This window comes from Azospirillum endophyticum, assembly GCF_016595245.1.
GTDB lineage: Bacteria > Pseudomonadota > Alphaproteobacteria > Azospirillales > Azospirillaceae > Azospirillum > Azospirillum endophyticum.
Map to the genome: position 1 here is coordinate 558,475 of NZ_JAENHM010000073.1, position 17,298 is coordinate 575,772.

Below are 17,298 nucleotides of genomic sequence, written 5' to 3' on the forward strand. Positions count from 1 at the left end.
CCGAACGGAAGGTTCAGCCTGATGAGCGCCTACCAACCCACTGTTTCTCCCCTTTCGGCAGGCCTGCGCTGCGTCTGCCCGCGCTGCGGCAAGGGGCGGCTGTTCGCCGGCTACCTGACCGTGGCGGAGCGCTGCAATGTCTGCGAGCTCGATCTTTCCCAAGTCGACAGCGGCGACGGGCCGGCGGTCTTCCTGATCTTCATCCTCGGCTTTCTGGTCGTGCCCATCGCGCTGTGGGTGTCGATGACGGTGGAGTGGCCGCTGTGGCTCCATGCCATCGTCTGGAGCATCGTCGTGCTGGGCCTGACCCTGGGCATGCTGCGGCCGGCCAAGGCCTATGTCATCGCCTTGCAGTACCGCTACCGCCGCAGCGAGGTGGAGAAGGGATCGTGAGTTCCGCCGCCGAAGCGGGGGAGCGGCGCCGCTTCCGGCCGTCGCTCGGGGCAACGCTGGTCACGATCGCCGGATTGGCGGTGACCGTCGGGCTCGGCACCTGGCAGCTGGAACGGCTGCAGTGGAAACAGGAGCTGGTCGCCCGCATCGACCGGCAGATGGCCGAACCCCCGGCGCCGCTGCCTGCCCGTATCGGCGATCCGGCGGCATGGGAATTCCGTCCGGTGACGCTCGCCGGCCGGTTCCTGAACGACAAGGACATGCTGCTGATCGCCCGCCCGCACCAGGGGCAGGTCGGCTATGAGGTGCTGACGCCGTTCTCCCGCGCCGACGGATCCGGGATCGTCCTGGTCAACCGGGGCTTCGTCCCGATGGACCGCCGTGATCCGGCGTCCCGTTCCGCGGCACGGGTGGACGGGGAGACCAGCGTCACCGGCATCGTCCGCGTGCCGCAGCCGCCCGGCTTCTTCCAGCCCGGGAACGGCACGCCGGCACCCGGTTCGGCCTGGATGCGCGCCGATCCGCCGGCAATGGCGGCAGCGCTGTCGCTGGAAGGGGTTGCGCCGGTGGTTGTGGAGATGCTGCCGGGGCAGGGGGCCGGCTTGCCAGGAGCGCCCCGTGGTTCCCTGTCCGGAATCGAGCCGCGGGTGGAGCTGCCGAACAACCACCTGCAGTATGCCTTGACCTGGTACGGGCTTGCGGCGACGCTCGCCGGGATCTACGTGCTGTCGCAGCGCAGGCGCGCCGACACCGGAACCGACGGACGACCCGATGACCGCATATCAGGAGCTTGAACGCCGCCACGCCCGCATCGCCGCCATCGGCGACGCGCTGGGCATTCTCGGCTGGGACACCCAGACGATCATGCCGGAGGGGGCCAACGACGCCCGGGCGGAGCAGACCGCGACCCTGTCGGTGATCGCCCACGAACTGGCGACCGATCCGCGCATGGCCGATCTTTTGGCGGAGGCGGAGGGCGACGACAGGCTCGATGCCTGGCAGCGGGCCAACCTGCGCGAGATGCGCCGTCACCACGTCCAGGCCACTGCCGTCCCGGCCGATCTTGTCGAGGCGACCAGCAAGGCGGTGTCGGTCTGCGAGATGACCTGGCGTGCGGCGCGGGCGGAAAGCGATTTCGCCAAGCTGCTGCCGTCCCTGACCGAGGTTCTGGCCCGCGTCCGCGAAGGGGCGGAAGCGCTCGGCTCCGTGATGGGGATCAGCGCCTATGATGCGCTGCTCGACAGCCACGATCCCGGCGCGCGGGCGGAGCGCATTGACCTGCTGTTCGCCGACCTCTCCGGCTTCCTGCCGGACCTGATCGGACGGGTGCTCGATAAGCAGGCGGCGGCGCCGACGGTGACCGAGCCGCAGGGCCCGTTCGCGGTCGAGACGCAGCGCGAGCTCGGCGTCCGCATGATGGAGCGGCTGGGTTTCGACTTCCGTCGCGGTCGGCTCGACGTGTCACTGCATCCCTTCTGCGGTGGGGCGACCGGCGATGTGCGCATCACCACCCGTTATGACGAGGGGAACTTCACCGACGCGCTGATGGGCATCCTGCACGAGACCGGCCATGCGCTGTATGAGCAGAATCGCCCGCGCCCATGGCTGAGCCAGCCGGTCGGCCAGTCGCGCGGCATGGCGGTGCATGAGAGCCAGTCGCTGCTGATGGAGATGCAGGCCTGCCGCTCGCCCGAGTTCATCACCTGGCTGGCGCCGGTGGTGCGCGAGGCCTTCGGCGGCGAGGGTGCGGCCTGGGAGGCCGACAATCTGCGCCGCCTCTACAGCCGGGTGGAGCGCGGCTTCATCCGCGTCAACGCCGACGAAGTCACCTATCCCGCCCACATCATCCTGCGCTACCGCCTGGAAAAGGCGCTGATCGCCGGCGACCTGACCTTGCCGGACCTGCCGGGCGCCTGGAACGACGGCATGGCGGAACTGGTCGGCGTCGTGCCGCCGGACGACCGGCTGGGCTGTTTGCAGGACATCCACTGGCCCGGCGGCGGCTGGGGCTATTTCCCCAGCTACACGCTGGGCGCGATGACTGCGGCCCAGCTGTTCGACGCCGCCCGCACCGCCGATCCGGAGATCGTCCCGGCGCTGTCGCGCGGCGAGTTCGCGCCACTGGTCAACTGGCTGCGGGTGAATGTGCATCAGACCGGCTGCTTCCACGCGTCCGGCGACGAACTGCTGACCGCGGCGACCGGCCGGCCGCTCGACGCGTCGGTGTTCAAGCGGCATCTGGAGCGGCGGTATCTCTGATCGCCAACTCGCGGAAGGCGTGCGGAAGCCTCTTGGCAAGCGCGGGAAATGGCTTATCTTTAGGGACAGGTGCGCCGGGGTGTGATCGACCCCGACGCACCCATCCGATCAGCGGTTCAGAAGATCAAGGCATGCCTTGACGATCTGCAACAGCAGGATCAGGAGTGTGAGGATTTTCTCCATCCTCTTCTCTCCCTTGTTCGTGTGCGGCGGTGGCGGCCTATCCGCCACCCCGTTCACACACTCCCACTATAGATGTCTGGTTGCAGATGTGTGTGTCGCCACCATCCGGCGGCGTGCATTTTCCTGTGGATAATCCGGATTGGCGGAGGTGCCCCGATGGTTTGCAACCGCTTCCGCATGAAAAAGGCCGCCCATGAGGCAGCCTTTTCGTAGACCTGGCGGTGACGATCACCCGCGCGCGGTGCTGCGCAGGGTCTCCTCGGCGGCGCGGATCAGGGCCATCGACTTGTTGACGGTCTCCTGATATTCGGCTTCCGGGTCGCTGTCGGCGACGACGCCGCCACCAGCCTGGACATACATCATGCCGTCCTTCAGCACGGCGGTGCGCAAGGCGATGCAGGTGTCCATGGCGCCCGACGCGCCGAAATAGCCGACGCAGCCGGCATAGACGCCGCGGCGGGCCTTCTCCAACTCGTCGATGATCTCCATGGCGCGGACCTTCGGTGCGCCGGACACCGTGCCGGCGGGGAAGCCGGCGACTAGGGCGTCAAGCGCGTCGAACTTCGGATCGAGGTCGCCCTCGACGTTGGAGACGATGTGCATGACGTGGCTGTAGAGTTCCACGATCATCTTGGACGTCACCTTGACCGTGCCGACCTTCGCCACCCGCCCGACGTCGTTGCGGCCGAGGTCGAGCAGCATCAGATGCTCGGCCAATTCCTTCGGATCGCTCAGCAGGTCGTCGGCCAGCGCTTCGTCCTCCGCCGTGGTGGCGCCGCGCTTGCGGGTACCGGCGATCGGGCGGACGGTCACCTTGCCGTCGCGCACCCGCACCAGGATCTCCGGGCTGGAGCCGACGACGGTCAAGTCGCCGAAGTCGCAGTGGAACAGGAAAGGCGACGGGTTCAGGCGACGCAGCGTGCGATAGAGTGCCAGCGGCGACGGCTTGAAGGGGAAGCGGATGCGCTGGGACGGCACGACCTGGAAGATGTCGCCAGCGCGGATGTACTCCTTCGCCTTCTCCACGATCGCGTGATATTCCTCGCGCGTCGTGTTGGAGGTCCAGGCCAGCGGCAGGCCGTTCTCCGCCCGCGGCTCCCGCCGGTAGGGCAGTGGGCGTTCCAGGTCGGCGAGCGCGTCGGTGAGCCGTTCCCGCGCGTCGGCATAGGCGGTGGCGGCATCCTTGCCGGCCTTCGGCCAGACCGGGGTCACCAATGTGATCGAATCGGTGTGGCTGTCGAAGATGGCGACGATGCTGGGCCGGGTCAGGATGGCGTCCGGGATGTTCAGCTCGTCCGGATTGCCGTCCGGCAGCCGCTCCATCAGGCGGACCATGTCGTAGGTCATGTAGCCGAACAGGCCGGCAGCCATCGGCGGCAGCGCTTCCGGCAGATCGATCCGGCTCTCGTTGATCAGCGCGCGCAGCTCGTCCAGCGGTGCGTTGTCGAGCGGCTTGAAGGCGTCGCGGTCGTGCAGCGCGTCGCGGTTGATCTCCGCCCCGTTGCCGCGCGACCGCCAGACCACGTCGGGCTTGAAGCCGATCACCGAATAACGGTCGCGCCGCGACCCGGCACCGCGTTCCGCCGACTCCAGCAGGAAGCCGAAGGGCCGGCCGTCCGCCAGCTTCATGTAGGCGGAGACCGGCGTCTCCAGGTCGCTGACCAGCGTGGTCCACACCACCTGCGGCCGGCCGGCGGCGTAAGCGGCATCGAAGCTGGCGTTGTCGGGCTGGACCTTCACGGCACGAGACCTCTCGAATTGCTCACGGCTGAGCCGGAGCCTCAGTTGCTGGCGAAGAACTGGTCGATGCGCTGGCGATGGATGACGACCGGGTATTTGTCGCGCAGGGCGCTGGTGAATTCGGCCACCAGATCATTCTCCATTCCCTGCTCCACCGAGGCGCGGACCGGTGCCAGATCGGCATCGGCAGCCTTCGGATCGGCCGGGATCACCTCCTTCAGCCGGGCGACCACCTGGGCGTCGGCGGTGTTGCCGGTGACGACCTCGTTGGGCTTGGCGGCGAACAGCTTGGCGACCATGTCGGCCGGCAGGCCCTGGACCGACTGGGCGTCGCGGGTGAAGGGGCTGGTCATGGCGAAGGTGGCGCCGGCCTGGGTGGCGACGTCCTGGGCGGCGGCCTCCGCGCCCTGCTTCAGGCGGGTGGCGATCTCCTCCGCCTTCTTGGCGGCGCGTTCGGCGCGTTGCTCCTGTTGCCAGTCGGCGATGACCTGATCGCGCACGTCGGCCAGCGGACGGACGGCGGCGGGGATCACGCTGTCGACGCGGATGGCGATGAAATTGCTGCCCTCGCCTTCGGTCAGGTTGGAGGTGGCGCCGGTCTTCAACTGGAAGGCGTTGGACAACTGCGCCTTCAGGCCGGGCAGGTCGGGAGCGGCATCCTTGCCGTCCGGCGCCTTGCCCGTGCTGTCGATGGCGGCGACTTTGGTCAGGCTCAGCCCCTGGGCCTGCGCGACCTCGTCCAGCGACGCGCCGCTGGCGAGCTGGTCTTCGACCCGGTTGGCGATGGAGAAGACGGAGTCGAGCGCCTGTTCCTTCTTCATCTCGGTCGCCAGCTGGTCCCGCACATCCTCGAAGCTCTTGGTCGAGGACGGGGTGATGCCGGTGACGGCCATGACGTGCCAGCCGAGGGCGCTCCTGATCGGATCGGACGGCTTGCCCGGCTCCAGCGCGAAGGCGGCGTCGCCGATCTCCGGCAGGTCGGTCTTGGCGATGTTGTCCAGGGTCACCGGTTCCACACCGGCATCCTTGGCGGCTTCGGCCAGGCCCTTGGCCTTCGCGGCCTCGGCGATCTGCTTGGCCTTCGCCTCGTCGTCGATCACCACCATCTGGACGGTGCGCTTTTCCGGAGCGCCGAACTCGTTCGCACGCTCGTCATACGCCTTGCGCAGCTGGGCGTCGTCGATCTTGATGTCCTTGGCCAGCGCGTCGGGCGACAGGCGGGCCACGGTCAGGGCGCGGTATTCCGGCGCGGTGAAGCGGACCTGATGGTCGTCGTAGGACTGCTTGATCGTCGCGTCGTCGGGCACACCGACATCGCCGATGGCGGCGTTGGGCAGGGTCACCACCTCCGCCACGCGCTTTTCGCCGCGATAGCGGTAGAGATCCTGCACCAGCGGCTGCGGCGGGGCCAGGCCGGCCGACACCGCGCCGGCGACGAGCTGGCGCGCCGTCTCGCGCTGGACCATCGCGACATAGGCGTCTTCGGTCAGCTGGTTGTTGCGCAGCACCGACCGGAAGATGTTGGGATCGAACTGGCCCTGCTGGTTGCGGAAGGCCGGTTCTTCGGCGATGCGCATGCGAACCACCTCCGGGCCGACGGCGATGCCCATGTCGGAAGCCGCGAGGTCGAAGAGCGTGCGCTGGATCAGCGATTGCAGCGACTGCTCCAGAAGGCCGAAGCGCTTGGCCTGCTCGGCGGTCAGGTTGCCGCCCAGCATCGGGCGCAGCCGTTCCATCTGCCGGCGGAACTCCTGGTCCAGCGCCTGCTGCCCGATCTCCACCTTGCCGACTTCGGCGACGGTGGTGGGCGTGGTCGAGCGGAACACGTCGCCGATGCCCCAGATGCCGAAGCTGAGGATCAACAGCACGAACAGGATCTTGACGACCCAGGAGCCGGCGAAATTGCGGATGAACTGGAGCATGGGACCCGAATCTAAGCGCGTCGTTCGGCCATCCGGCCGGGGCGGCGCATCATAGATAGGGGAGGGTGGGGCGGCAACAGCCCATTTCCACGCCGGCATCCCCTCCGTGGCGTTCCGGGGCGGGCGATCCGCCCGGAATCCGCCCGGGCAAGCCAATTTCAAAACGAACGCCCCGGCCCTGCAGCGATGCGGGGCCGGGGCGTCCGGCGGTCATGCCATTCCAGGGACCCTCACGGGCACCCGGATCATTTCAAAGCGTCACTTCAGGGCATCGCGCACGGCATCCTTGGCGCCGCCGACGGTGTTCTGCACCTTGCCGGCGGCCTTTTCGCCGCGGCCTTCGGCTTCGGTCTTGGTGTCGCCGGTCAGCTTGCCGGCAACTTCCTTGATGGCGCCCTTGATGGAGCGGGCAGCGCCCTCGATGCGATCCTTGTCCATGGTGGCAACCTCCTGTGTGTTGGTTATGCCTCGACAACACGTCGGAAGAGGAAAGGGTCCATTAAAAATATTACACGAAAGACATGCTGTGCCGTCCGGTTCCCGTACCCTGCATGGAAGCATCGTGTTCGGACGGAACTGGACTCCTGAAGGCGCGCGCAGGATTTGGCCGGCATCCGCCGTGCCGATGATTCAGGAACCGAGCAGATCGACGACCGCCGTCAGGCAGCGGCGATGGGACAGGCAATCCTCGCAGGTGTCGGTCGGCCGCTGCGTTTCCGGGCAGTGCTGGCGGCGCAACATTTCCAAACCCCGGTACAGGACATGCTTTTTGGCGTCCGAAATCACATCGGTCGCCCGGATCGTTTCGAACGCGTCTCGTATGGGGTCGGTCGTGTCTATGAGCATCGCTGCATATCTCCCGTCCTCTGCGAATCTATGCCGCAGCGATGATCAAGTCCATGAACGTACTGAAATATCGGCGCAGCAAATTGAAACGACCTGTGCCGCTTTCCATCGGCGCCCTGCATTGACGCGGGGATGCATGATCGTCAGCATCCGCAGCGTCGATGACGGATTGGCAACGGAGACTGCATGGACCGGACGCTGGGCTTGACGCTCGCGGTGTACGTGGCTGCGGCACTGGCGGAGATCGCCGGCTGTTTCGCCTTCTGGGCTTGGATAAGGCTGGACCGGACCGCATGGTGGACGCTTCCGGGAGTGGCGAGCCTGTGTCTGTTCGCCTGGCTGCTGACTCGGGCCGACGCCGATCTCGCCGGACGGGCTTACGCGGCCTATGGCGGCGTCTATATCGCGGCATCTCTGTTGTGGCTGTGGCTGGTCGAGGGCGCGCGGCCTGACCGCTGGGACATGGCCGGCGCCCTGATCTGTCTGGCTGGGACGGCGCTTATTCTTGCCGGGCCCCGCGGCAGTTGAGCGCCGACGAGACCGGCCGGTTGACCGACCTCCGCAATGCCGGACCGTTCACCAGCACCAGCCGGCCGGTCTCGTCGATCCTCAGATAGGCGCCGACACGCACCGCACGGCGGAGAATATCGTCGTTGAGCATGATCTGCGCATCGGCCAGGGACAACGGGATGCCCTGGTAGTACGCACGGCCGTCGGCGTGTCGGATCTGGCTGAATGCGTTGGTCATGTCGGATGCTCCCTATCGTTTTTTCGAACCGCGGACCGGTGGCGAACCCGACGCGGCGGCGATTGCTGCGGCCGTTATCGGGAAAACGCCTAGGACCTGCGGTTTATTCCTCCATCGGATACAAAGAGGCGGAACTTTTCTCGCCCGGTGACTGTACGGGCGAATATCTGGTGAATATCTTGCGGCGATTACCGCCGAAGGTCCAGGGCGCCGCACCCGATGCCCCCGAATTGTCGCAGGTGACACGCGCGAAAGATGTAGTGGTCCGGCCAACGCCGGTCGTTTATTCCCGGAACGGGGCTGCGAATTGAACCATGTCAATCGCGTGTCGGATACGAACCGTTAGACTGACGAAGCATCACGTTCCGGCGGCTGCAAGACGCTTGGCATCCACGCCATCCCATGGCGTTGGAAAACGGACCCGACGGGGACATCTCGCCTCCCTCGGTTGGCCGTTCAGGCGCCGGGCAGCCCTGGGTGCATCATCGGGCCGGCCCGTCGGGCAGGACAGAAAAAATGGATCGTTTCGTGGACCTACAACCGGCGGATCAGATGAATGGTTCCGAAAGCGACGGCTCCCTCGGGCTCGGCTCCGCCGCCATGCCGCGTGATCCGGCCTTTCTGGCCTCCCTGGCCGCCAGCCTGCTGGAAGGCGGGGAGGGAGGGCACGAGATCGCCCACGGAATGGCTCTGGTCTATCTGGACCGCGACGGGCTGTGCCGCCACGCCGACCGGCATTTCGCCGCAGCGCTTGCCCGCTCGCCGGAGGACCTGATCGGCCGGCCGCTGACCGGCATCGATCACCCCGTCGCGGCGGCGCTCGGCTTGGCCGTGGCAACGCTGGGCATGTCGCCGGTCCAATCCTCCGTCCCTGTCGATTGCATGATGGCAACCGGCGACGGCGGCTTGGCCGTCTTCAGCGGCTGCGTCATCGCCCATCGCGATTCGGGCGGGGCGACGCTCGGCCATCTCGGCCTCCTTCACCGGACCGGCGACCCCGACCGCATCGCCGAGTTCGTAACCTGCCGCGATTCCTTCATCACCACCCTGCTCGACGCGGCGGTGGACGGCATCATCGTCTCGGACCGCAGCGGCATCATCCGTTCGATCAATCGTGCCTGTTGCCGCCTGTTCGGCTACGAGGACGGCGAGTTGGTCGGGCAGGCCATGACCGTCCTGATGCCGCCGCCCTTCGCGCGCGATCACGACCGCTACATCGACAGCTATGTCAGGACCGATCGGCCCAAGATCATCGGGATCGGCCGCGACACGCTGGGCCAGCGCAAGGACGGTACCGTCTTCCCCATCCATCTCAGCGTCGGCGAAGCGCGGCTGGGGGAACGAACCACCTATGTCGGCATTATCCGCGACATTTCCGACCGGCTGGCGGCCGAACAGCGCGCCACCTACCTTGCGCGGCACGATCCGCTGACCGGGGTTCTCACCCGCACCGCCTTCCTGGAGGAATGCGAGGCGCTGTTCGCCGCCCATCGCGCCGAAACCGCGAAAGAAGCCCCGCGGGACGCTGCGGGACGTGGGAGCCTGTTCGCGCTCTTCTCGCTCGACGTCGACCAGTTCAGCGACGTGAACGAAGCCTTCGGCTTCCATGTCGGCGACGCCGCCCTGAAGGCGATGGTCAGCCGCGTGACGGAGGTATTGCCGGCCGGCACCATCCTCTGCCGTGTCGCCGCCGACGAATTCGCCGCCCTGTCGCGGGTGACCGACGCCGACCATGCGCGCCGCTTGGCCGGCGTGGTGCACGACCGGCTGACCGCGTCGATCTACGCCGACCGGCATTGGGTGCGGCTGCGCCTGTCGGTCGGCGCCGCGGTGCAGGACGAGACGGTCACCACGCTGGAGGACCTGAACGCCAAGGCAAAGCTGGCCCTGCAGGCGGTGCAGCACAATGGCGGCAACGCCGTCTGCTTCTACACGCCGGAAATGGCGGCGGCGGCGACGCGGCGGATGATGCTGACCATGCATCTGAACCATGCCATCGACCGGAACGAGCTGCGCCTCGTCTACCAGCCGATCGTCGACAGCCAGGGCCGGGTGCGGTCGGCGGAAGCCCTGCTGCGCTGGGACCATCATGCGCTGGGGCCGGTTTCTCCCGGCGAATTCATTCCGGTCGCCGAGGAAAGCGGCCTGATCGTGCCGATCACCGACTGGGTGCTGTCGACCGCCATCGCCCAGATGGCGCGGTGGGAGAAGGAGGGGACGCTGCCCGACCGCGTCTTCCTCAACATCTCCGGCCAGCAGTTCCTGCGCGGCAACCTGACCGGTCGGCTCGCGGAATTGCTGGATGGGCATCCGTCGCTTCGCGGACATCTCGGGCTCGAGATCACCGAGCAGGCGGCGGTGCGCGACCTGACGGTCGCGGTGCGGACGCTGGGCGAACTGGCCGAGCTCGGCATCCAGGCGGCGATCGACGATTTCGGTTCCGGCTATTCCTCGCTCAGCTATGTGCAGCAATTGCCGGTGGCGAAGCTGAAGATCGACCGGGCCTTCGTCATCGACGTGCCGGAGAACCCCAAGAACAACGCGCTGGTCCGCGCCGCGGTCGGCATGGCGCACGGTCTGGGCCTCACCACGGTCGCGGAGGGGGTGGAGACGGCGGAGCAGCGCGATTTCCTGGTGTCGGTCGGCTGCGACATGATGCAGGGCTATCTGTTCGGCCGGCCGATGATGCCCGACGCGCTGGCCGACATGCTGCGTGCGCAGGCCGCACCGACCGTCGCCTGATCCCCTCTCCCTCCTGTCCCGCAACAAATCCCGTCTCGACAGATCCGGCTGCAACTGATATCCATTCTCATGAAATTGAGAGCCATTCGCAGTCCGGGAGTGATTGATGTTCGTCGACAAGATCGCAGGAGTCGCCTTTGCCGTCGGTGCCTTGACCGCCTTTTCGGTCCAGGCGCAGGAAGTCAATGTCTACAACTCGCGGCATTACAACACCGACCGCGCGATCTATGAAACCTTCACCAAATCGACCGGTATCAAGGTCAACATCATCGAAGGCAATCACGACGAACTGATCCAGCGCCTGAAGTCGGAGGGGGCCGGCAGCCCGGCCGACCTGTTCATCACCGTCGATGCCGGCCGTCTGGCCGCCGCGGCCAAGGAAGGGCTTCTCGCCCCGCTCTCGTCGCCAGTCCTGGAGGCGATCAAGGTTCCGGCCAACCTGCGCGACCCGAACGGTGCCTGGTGGGGCCTGTCCAGCCGCGCCCGCGTCGTCGTCTATGCCCGCGACCGGGTGAAGCCGGAGCAGATCAAGGACTACGAGGATCTCGCCAAGCCGGAATGGAAGCACCGTGTCCTGACCCGCAGCGGCACCCACCCCTACAGCCTCGCCCTGACCGCGTCGATGATCGAAGCGTCGGGCGAAGAGAAGACGGAAGACTGGGTGAAGGGCCTCGTCGCCAACCTCGCGCGCCCGCCGCAGGGCGGCGATACCGACCAGATCAAGGCGGTCGCGGTCGGCGAGGGCGACGTCGCCATCGCCAACACCTATTATGTCGGCAAGATGATCACCTCGGCCAAGCAGGAGGACCGCGAGGTCGCGGCCAAGGTCGGCGTCATCTTCCCCAACCAGGGCAACCGCGGCACCCATGTGAATCTCAGCGGCGCCGGCGTGGTGAAGACCTCCAAGAACCAGGAGAACGCCCGCAAGCTGCTGGAGTACCTGCTGAGCCCCGAAGCGCAGCGCCAGTTCGCCGACGGCAACATGGAATATCCGGTCAACCCGGCGGTCCAGCCCCATCCGGAACTGGTGAAGCTCGGCAGCTTCAAGGCAGCCGAGGTGAATGCCGCCTCCTTCGCCGCCCACACGCCGCAGGCGCTGCGCATCATGGACCGTGCCGGCTGGAAGTGAGATGAGCGACGCCCTTCCTTCTTCCGCCCGTCCCGCGTCGGTCGTCCTGTCCGGCATCACCCACCGTTATGCAAGGCTGACCGCGGTCGACGACGTTTCGCTGTCGGTCGCTCCAAAGGAGGTGGTGTGCATCGTCGGCCCGTCCGGCTGCGGCAAGTCGACCCTGCTCCGCCTGATCAGCGGGCTGGAGACGGTCCAGAAGGGCGAGATCGCGGTGGACGGGCTCACGCTCGCCACCGCGGGACGGTCGCTGCCGCCGGAAAGGCGGCCGGTCGGCATGATGTTCCAGGACTTCGCGCTGTTCCCGCATCTGACGGTCGCGGGCAACGTCGCCTTCGGCCAGTCCGACCGTCCGCGCGCCGAACGCCGGCGTCGGGTGGACGAGCTGCTGGAGACGATGGCGCTGACCCGCTATGCCGACGCCTACCCGCACACGCTGTCGGGCGGCCAGCAGCAGCGGGTGGCGCTGGCCCGCGCCATGGCGCGCGACCCGAAGGTCCTGCTGCTGGACGAGCCGTTTTCCGCGCTCGACGAGCAGCTCCGCCGCTCGGTGCGGGAGGAGGTGGTGCGGATCATCCGCGCCAGCGGCATCGCCACCATCGTCGTCACCCACGACCCGGAAGAGGCGATGGAGATGGGCAACCGCGTGGTGGTGATGGAGGCCGGCCGCATCGTCCAGGCCGACACGCCGGTCACCCTCTACCGGCGTCCGGCCAACAGCTTCGTCGCCCGCCTGTTCGGGGAAGTGAACCGCTTCGAGGCGACCGTGCGCGACGGCCAGATCGTCACCCCGCTCGGCCGGATCATGGCGCCCGGCTTCCCCGGCGGGACGAAGGTGGAGGTCGCCTGCCGGGTTGAGGATCTGGAGCTGGTGCCGCCCGGCGCCCGTCCCGACGCCGTTCCGGTGCGGGTGCGGCATTCCAGCTTCCTGGGGCCGGCGACACGGGTGTGCCTGGACCTGCCGGGCGGCGGGTCGGAGATCCACGCGCGGCTGCCCGGACATGTCGATGTGCGTCCCGGGGAGGAACTGTCCGCCGCGATGGCGGCCGAGCGGATGATGGTGTTTCCGGTCGAATGAGACCAGAACCGAAAAGTTTCGACTTTTCGGCTCTGGTACGGCCGCGACGGCGGCCGCGCGGGCACATGCCCGCGAAGCCAAGGCCCGCGGAAGCGGGCCGCCCGGCGTCTGAGGGGACGGAAAGTGCCGACCAAAGGTCGGAACTTTCCGGTATTGGTATGAAAGGGCGGGGGCCGACTCCGCCCCTTTCGGCTCCTCTCGGGACTCCTCAGGCTCCCGCCCGCACCTCGTCCTCGCCGAATTGCAGGCGGCACAGCCGCGCATAGGCACCGTCGGCCGCCAGCAGCGCCTCGTGCGGGCCCTGCTCGATGATGCGGCCGCCTTCCATCACCACGATGCGGTCGGCGTTGCGTACGGTCGCCAGACGATGGGCGATCACCAGCGTGGTGCGGCCTTCCGTCAGCCGTTCCAGCGCCGCCTGCACCAGGCGTTCGGATTCGCTGTCCAACGCGCTGGTCGCCTCGTCGAGCAGCAGGATCGGCGCGTCCTTCAGGAAGGCGCGGGCCAGCGCCAGACGCTGGCGTTCGCCGCCCGACAGCTTCACGCCGCGGTCGCCGATCACCGTGTCGTAGCCCTCCGGCAGCCTCGAGACGAAATCATGCGCGGCAGCGGCTTTGGCGGCGGCGATCACGTCGTCCATGCCGGCGTCCAGCCGGCCGAAGCAGATGTTCGCCCTCACCGTGTCGTTGAACAGCACGGTGTCCTGGCTGACGATCGACACCGCACCGCGCAGGCTGCGCAGCGTCGCGCCGCGGACGTCCTGGCCATCGATCAGCACCTCGCCCCCCGTCACGTCGTAGAGGCGGGGGATCAGGTTGAAGACGGTCGATTTGCCGGCGCCGCTGCGTCCCACCAGCGCGACCGTGCTGCCGGCCGGCACGTCGAGGTCGATGCCCTTCAGCGTGTCCGCTCCCGCCTCGTAGGAGAAACGGACGTCGCGCAGGGCCACTTCGCCCTTGGAAACGGCGAGCGGCTCGGCGCCGGGCCGTTCCTTGATGGTGGGCTGCTGGTCCAGAAGTTCGAAGATGCGCTGGGCGGCGGCCATCCCTTCCTGCAAGGCGGCGTTCAGCGTGCCGATGGCGCGCACCGGCTGGGCCGCCATCAGCAGCGCGCCGACGAAGCCGGAAAAGGCGCCGACCGACCCCTCGCCCACTGTCATGCGATAGCCGGCGAAGGCGATCACCCCCGCCACCGCGACGCCGCCCAGCACCTCCATCATCGGATCGATGCGCGAGCGGGCGCGCACCGCCTTCATGGTCAGCAGGTAGTTGTCATGGAAGGCGCGGCCGGCACGGGCGCGCTCATAGTCTTCCAGGTTATAGGTCTTGACCATGCGCGCGCCCGACAGGCTTTCGGTCAGCAGCGAGGTCATGTCGCCCATCTGCGCCTGGGTGTCGCGGGAGACGCGGCGCAGGCGCTTGCCGATGCGGATGATCGGCACGGCGGCGATGGGATAGATGATGAAGACGATCAGCGACAGCAGCCAGTCCAGGTAGAACATCGACCCGACCAGCGCGACGACCGTCAGGATGTCGCGCACAAGGCCGGTCAGCGTGCGGCTCAAAGCGTTGCGGATCAGGTCGACGTCGTTGATGAAGCGGGAGGTCAGCGATCCGGTCGGGGTGGCGTGCAACTGCGCCATGTCGGCGGTCTGCAGATGCGCGAACATCGCCAGCCGGATGTCGGCGATGATGCGCTGGACGATGTCGCTGGTCACCACGGTCTGGGAGTAGAGCGACACGCCCTTGATGATCGTCACCGCGACGATCGCCAGCGGGATCGCCACCAGCATGCCGTGATCCTGGGCGGAGAACATGGCATAGGACTGGTCGATCAGCAGCGGATAGGCACCGGTGGTCGCGGCCACCACCGCCATCAGCACGAAGGACAGCAACAGCTTGCCGCGATAGGGCCGCACCCATTCGCGCCACATCCGGGCCGCCAGCCGTTCGGTGGCCGCATCCAGGCGCAGGGGCTTGCCGCTTTTGTTCGTCACGGTCGCATCCGATCTCTTGTCCGATAGATGGCTTAGCCCATGGGCTTCGGCTTTGTCCACCAGTCGGCGCGGCGGCGGCCGTGACGGTTACAGGCTTCCTTTACCGGTTTCATGCGATGTTGCGGATGATCGGGGCGGCGAACATCGATGCCGCCGGGGGAAGGGGAGAGTGCCCATGCCAAATGGAAACGGCCTCAACGGCGGGAACGGTGGCAGTGGCGGGGGCGGTCTTAACGGCAACGGCACGCGGCGTCCACGCATCGGCCTGGCGTTGGGCGGCGGGGTGGCGCGCGGTTGGGCGCATATCGGGGTGCTGCGGGCGCTGAAGCGGTATGGCATCGAAGCCGACATCGTCTGCGGGTCGTCGGTGGGGGCGCTGGTCGGCGGCGTCCATCTGGCGGGAAAGCTCGACACGCTCGAAGAGTGGGTGCGAACGCTGACCCGGATGAAGATCGTCGGCTATCTGGATCTGCGGCTGCGGCAGGGCGGTGGGCTGATCAGTGGCGACCGGTTGCTGGCGGAACTGCGCCTGCATCTCGGCGACGTGCGGATCGAGGAACTGCCATCCCCTTATGCGGCCGTCACCACCGATCTGGTGACCGGCCACGAGGTGTGGCTGCAGCGGGGCGAACTCGTCGATGCCATGCGGGCGTCCTTCTCGCTGCCGGGCGTCTTCCCGCCGGCATCGATCGACGGGCGTTGGTTGATCGACGGCGCATTGGTCAACCCGGTGCCGGTCTCGGCCTGCCGGGCGCTGGGCGCACAGATGGTGATCGCCGTGAACTTGTCCGGCGACATCCTCGGCAAGGCGCGCAAGCCCGGGGCCAGCGTGCCGACCGCCGCCGGATTCGACCTGCTGCGGCTGGTGGAGGAAGAGGCGCCGGGCCGGCGCTCGCCGAGCGGGATCGGCGCGCTGGCGCGCCGCATCTTCCGCCGCGACTATGACGGGCCGAGCCTATTCGGCGTGATGGTGTCGTCGCTCGGCATCGTCACCGATCGCATCACCCGGTCGCGGCTTGCCGGCGATCCGCCGGACGTTCACATCGTGCCGCGTCTGGGCCATATCGGCCTGACCGAGTTCGACCGTGCCGACGACTGCATCCGCGAGGGCGAGGCGGCGGTGGAACGCGTCCTGCCCGATCTGCACGACGCGCTGGCCGTCTTCGCGACCGGCCCGCGCGAACCGAACCGCACGCCGGCGCGTGACTGAGTGCCGCCGGTTGGACGGTAAATCCGATCGTCGGACAAAGGATTGCAGCTTCATGCGTTCGTGATCAAGCGCATGAAGCTGCAATCGATCAGACGATATCGATCGCGGTGCCGCTCAATGGGTGCCGATCAATGATCGATCGCGGTGCCCAGTGCCGCGCCGCCCAGGCCGCCGATCACGGCGCCGCGGGTGCCGTCCACGGCGTAACCACCGGCGGCACCGGCGGCACCGCCAACCACGCCGCCAGTCGAGCAGGCACTGATGGAAAGAAGCGCGAACACCGCACCGATCAGACGCAAACGGGACATCATGCAACCCTCCTTGTGTTGACTGTTCGGTCTCTAAACACGCGGGATCGCATTTTGCTTCCATCATTCCCTGATCTTTTGAACCTAATTCGTTCGGGAACCTCTTCCCCTTTCAAGCGTTGACCCGGCTTTGACTGTAGAACGTTGATACGGGGGAACTGCCATGCTGACCTTTACCAAGCGTCTGCGCGCCACCACCATCGCGGTCGCCGCGGCACTGTCCCTCGCCGCATGCCAGACCGGCAACGGTGGCGGCATCGGCGGCATGAACACCACGGAGACCGTCGGCACCTTGGGCGGCGCCGTTGCCGGCGGCCTGCTCGGCTCCCGCTTCGGCGGCGGGGCGGGCAAGCTGGCGACCACCGCGATCGGGACGCTGCTGGGCGCCTATGCCGGACAGCAGCTGGCCCGTCAGTTCGGCCCCGCCGACCAGAGCCGTGCGTCGGATGCGGAAGAGCGGGCGGTCGCCAACAACCAGACCATCACCTGGAACAATCCGCAGTCCGGCAACAGCGGCACGATCCAGCCGGTGCGGACCTATCAGGGCAATGATGGCCAGACCTGCCGCGACTACAACCATACGGTCGTGATCGACGGCAGGACGGAGGTCGCGCGCGGCACCGCGTGCCGCCAGCCCGACGGAAGCTGGAGGCTGGTGTCGTAGGCACACAGCCTGTCCGAATGACCGCCTCCGGGTCCTACGCCTTGCGGATGTGGGAGGTTGCCGTCAAAATCAAGGAGTTC

Annotated in this window: 16 protein-coding genes; 9 read left to right on the forward strand and 7 right to left on the reverse strand. The window is 67.4% G+C overall.

What is annotated here, in order from left to right:
- Window positions 1-21: 21 nt before the first annotated feature.
- Genes JHL17_RS29530 through JHL17_RS29540 form a run of 3 tightly spaced genes read left to right on the forward strand, consistent with a single transcriptional unit; the run spans window position 22 to window position 2,652 of the window.
- A complete protein-coding gene (locus tag JHL17_RS29530; protein WP_200198194.1) occupies window positions 22-393 on the forward strand; it encodes a DUF983 domain-containing protein in 372 nt (123 codons plus the stop codon).
- On the forward strand, window positions 390-1,187 hold the full coding sequence (locus tag JHL17_RS29535) for an SURF1 family protein (RefSeq protein ID WP_345773902.1): 798 nt from the start codon (window positions 390-392) through the stop codon (window positions 1,185-1,187). The genes JHL17_RS29530 and JHL17_RS29535 overlap by 4 nt, the downstream gene beginning before the upstream one ends.
- Window positions 1,165-2,652: a carboxypeptidase M32 gene (locus JHL17_RS29540; RefSeq protein WP_200198195.1), complete on the forward strand. Its 1,488-nt coding sequence runs from the start codon at window positions 1,165-1,167 to the stop codon at window positions 2,650-2,652. Before JHL17_RS29535 ends, JHL17_RS29540 begins: the two co-directional genes overlap by 23 nt.
- Before the next feature lie 411 nt (window positions 2,653-3,063).
- Here JHL17_RS29540 and trpE read toward each other — a convergent pair whose 3' ends face one another.
- The 4 genes from trpE to JHL17_RS29560 form a co-directional block, all read right to left on the reverse strand.
- The gene (gene trpE / locus JHL17_RS29545; RefSeq protein WP_200198196.1) at window positions 3,064-4,575 is read right to left on the reverse strand and encodes an anthranilate synthase component I; all 1,512 of its coding nucleotides are present in this window, start codon (window positions 4,573-4,575) and stop codon (window positions 3,064-3,066) included.
- Window positions 4,576-4,616: 41 nt separating this feature from the next.
- Window positions 4,617-6,497: a SurA N-terminal domain-containing protein gene (locus tag JHL17_RS29550; protein ID WP_200198197.1), complete on the reverse strand. Its 1,881-nt coding sequence runs from the start codon at window positions 6,495-6,497 to the stop codon at window positions 4,617-4,619.
- 258 nt (window positions 6,498-6,755) lie between these two features.
- Window positions 6,756-6,935, reverse strand: coding sequence for a CsbD family protein (locus JHL17_RS29555; RefSeq protein ID WP_200198198.1), 180 nt, complete (start codon window positions 6,933-6,935; stop codon window positions 6,756-6,758).
- 192 nt (window positions 6,936-7,127) lie between these two features.
- The gene (locus JHL17_RS29560; protein ID WP_200198199.1) at window positions 7,128-7,343 is read right to left on the reverse strand and encodes a hypothetical protein; all 216 of its coding nucleotides are present in this window, start codon (window positions 7,341-7,343) and stop codon (window positions 7,128-7,130) included.
- Window positions 7,344-7,529: 186 nt separating this feature from the next.
- On the opposite strand from JHL17_RS29560, the gene JHL17_RS29565 reads away from it, so the two are divergent.
- Window positions 7,530-7,871 (forward strand): YnfA family protein, encoded by a 342-nt coding sequence (locus tag JHL17_RS29565; protein ID WP_200198200.1) that lies wholly within the window; start codon window positions 7,530-7,532, stop codon window positions 7,869-7,871.
- Here JHL17_RS29565 and JHL17_RS29570 read toward each other — a convergent pair.
- The gene (locus tag JHL17_RS29570; protein ID WP_200198201.1) at window positions 7,843-8,091 is read right to left on the reverse strand and encodes a hypothetical protein; all 249 of its coding nucleotides are present in this window, start codon (window positions 8,089-8,091) and stop codon (window positions 7,843-7,845) included. The genes JHL17_RS29565 and JHL17_RS29570 overlap by 29 nt on opposite strands.
- A gap of 552 nt (window positions 8,092-8,643) precedes the next feature.
- Here JHL17_RS29570 and JHL17_RS29575 point away from each other — a divergent pair.
- The 3 genes from JHL17_RS29575 to JHL17_RS29585 all read left to right on the forward strand — a co-directional run bounded on the left by JHL17_RS29575 (window position 8,644) and on the right by JHL17_RS29585 (window position 13,040).
- Window positions 8,644-10,833, forward strand: a complete 2,190-nt coding sequence (locus JHL17_RS29575; RefSeq protein WP_247893885.1) for a putative bifunctional diguanylate cyclase/phosphodiesterase — start codon at window positions 8,644-8,646, stop codon at window positions 10,831-10,833.
- A 106-nt stretch (window positions 10,834-10,939) separates the two neighbouring features.
- A complete protein-coding gene (locus tag JHL17_RS29580) occupies window positions 10,940-11,962 on the forward strand; it encodes a Fe(3+) ABC transporter substrate-binding protein (protein ID WP_200198202.1) in 1,023 nt (340 codons plus the stop codon).
- Between the two features lies 1 nt (window position 11,963).
- A complete protein-coding gene (locus JHL17_RS29585) occupies window positions 11,964-13,040 on the forward strand; it encodes an ABC transporter ATP-binding protein (RefSeq protein WP_200198203.1) in 1,077 nt (358 codons plus the stop codon).
- A gap of 208 nt (window positions 13,041-13,248) precedes the next feature.
- Here JHL17_RS29585 and JHL17_RS29590 read toward each other — a convergent pair whose 3' ends face one another.
- Window positions 13,249-15,036, reverse strand: coding sequence for an ABC transporter transmembrane domain-containing protein (locus JHL17_RS29590; RefSeq protein ID WP_200198204.1), 1,788 nt, complete (start codon window positions 15,034-15,036; stop codon window positions 13,249-13,251).
- A gap of 175 nt (window positions 15,037-15,211) precedes the next feature.
- Between JHL17_RS29590 and JHL17_RS29595 the strand changes: the two genes are divergently transcribed.
- Window positions 15,212-16,246, forward strand: coding sequence for a patatin-like phospholipase family protein (locus JHL17_RS29595; protein WP_200198205.1), 1,035 nt, complete (start codon window positions 15,212-15,214; stop codon window positions 16,244-16,246).
- Window positions 16,247-16,374: 128 nt separating this feature from the next.
- Here JHL17_RS29595 and JHL17_RS29600 read toward each other — a convergent pair whose 3' ends face one another.
- Window positions 16,375-16,557, reverse strand: coding sequence for a hypothetical protein (locus JHL17_RS29600; RefSeq protein WP_200198206.1), 183 nt, complete (start codon window positions 16,555-16,557; stop codon window positions 16,375-16,377).
- A 160-nt stretch (window positions 16,558-16,717) separates the two neighbouring features.
- Here JHL17_RS29600 and JHL17_RS29605 point away from each other — a divergent pair, with 160 nt between their 5' ends.
- The gene (locus JHL17_RS29605; RefSeq protein ID WP_200198207.1) at window positions 16,718-17,218 is read left to right on the forward strand and encodes an RT0821/Lpp0805 family surface protein; all 501 of its coding nucleotides are present in this window, start codon (window positions 16,718-16,720) and stop codon (window positions 17,216-17,218) included.
- Window positions 17,219-17,298 lie beyond the last annotated feature (80 nt).

Bases quoted from the DNA above. Each gene is read 5' to 3' on its own strand.
- JHL17_RS29530 (WP_200198194.1), top strand. From the start codon at position 22: ATGAGCGCCTACCAACCCACTGTTTCTCCCCTTTCGGCAGGCCTGCGC.
- JHL17_RS29595 (WP_200198205.1), top strand. From the start codon at position 15,212: ATGCCAAATGGAAACGGCCTCAACGGCGGGAACGGTGGCAGTGGCGGG.
- JHL17_RS29560 (WP_200198199.1), bottom strand. From the start codon at position 7,343: ATGCTCATAGACACGACCGACCCCATACGAGACGCGTTCGAAACGATC.
- JHL17_RS29600 (WP_200198206.1), bottom strand. From the start codon at position 16,557: ATGATGTCCCGTTTGCGTCTGATCGGTGCGGTGTTCGCGCTTCTTTCC.
- JHL17_RS29585 (WP_200198203.1), top strand. From the start codon at position 11,964: ATGAGCGACGCCCTTCCTTCTTCCGCCCGTCCCGCGTCGGTCGTCCTG.
- JHL17_RS29605 (WP_200198207.1), top strand. From the start codon at position 16,718: ATGCTGACCTTTACCAAGCGTCTGCGCGCCACCACCATCGCGGTCGCC.
- JHL17_RS29540 (WP_200198195.1), top strand. From the start codon at position 1,165: ATGACCGCATATCAGGAGCTTGAACGCCGCCACGCCCGCATCGCCGCC.
- JHL17_RS29550 (WP_200198197.1), bottom strand. From the start codon at position 6,497: ATGCTCCAGTTCATCCGCAATTTCGCCGGCTCCTGGGTCGTCAAGATC.
- JHL17_RS29565 (WP_200198200.1), top strand. From the start codon at position 7,530: ATGGACCGGACGCTGGGCTTGACGCTCGCGGTGTACGTGGCTGCGGCA.
- JHL17_RS29580 (WP_200198202.1), top strand. From the start codon at position 10,940: ATGTTCGTCGACAAGATCGCAGGAGTCGCCTTTGCCGTCGGTGCCTTG.
- JHL17_RS29570 (WP_200198201.1), bottom strand. From the start codon at position 8,091: ATGACCAACGCATTCAGCCAGATCCGACACGCCGACGGCCGTGCGTAC.
- JHL17_RS29555 (WP_200198198.1), bottom strand. From the start codon at position 6,935: ATGGACAAGGATCGCATCGAGGGCGCTGCCCGCTCCATCAAGGGCGCC.
- JHL17_RS29575 (WP_247893885.1), top strand. From the start codon at position 8,644: ATGAATGGTTCCGAAAGCGACGGCTCCCTCGGGCTCGGCTCCGCCGCC.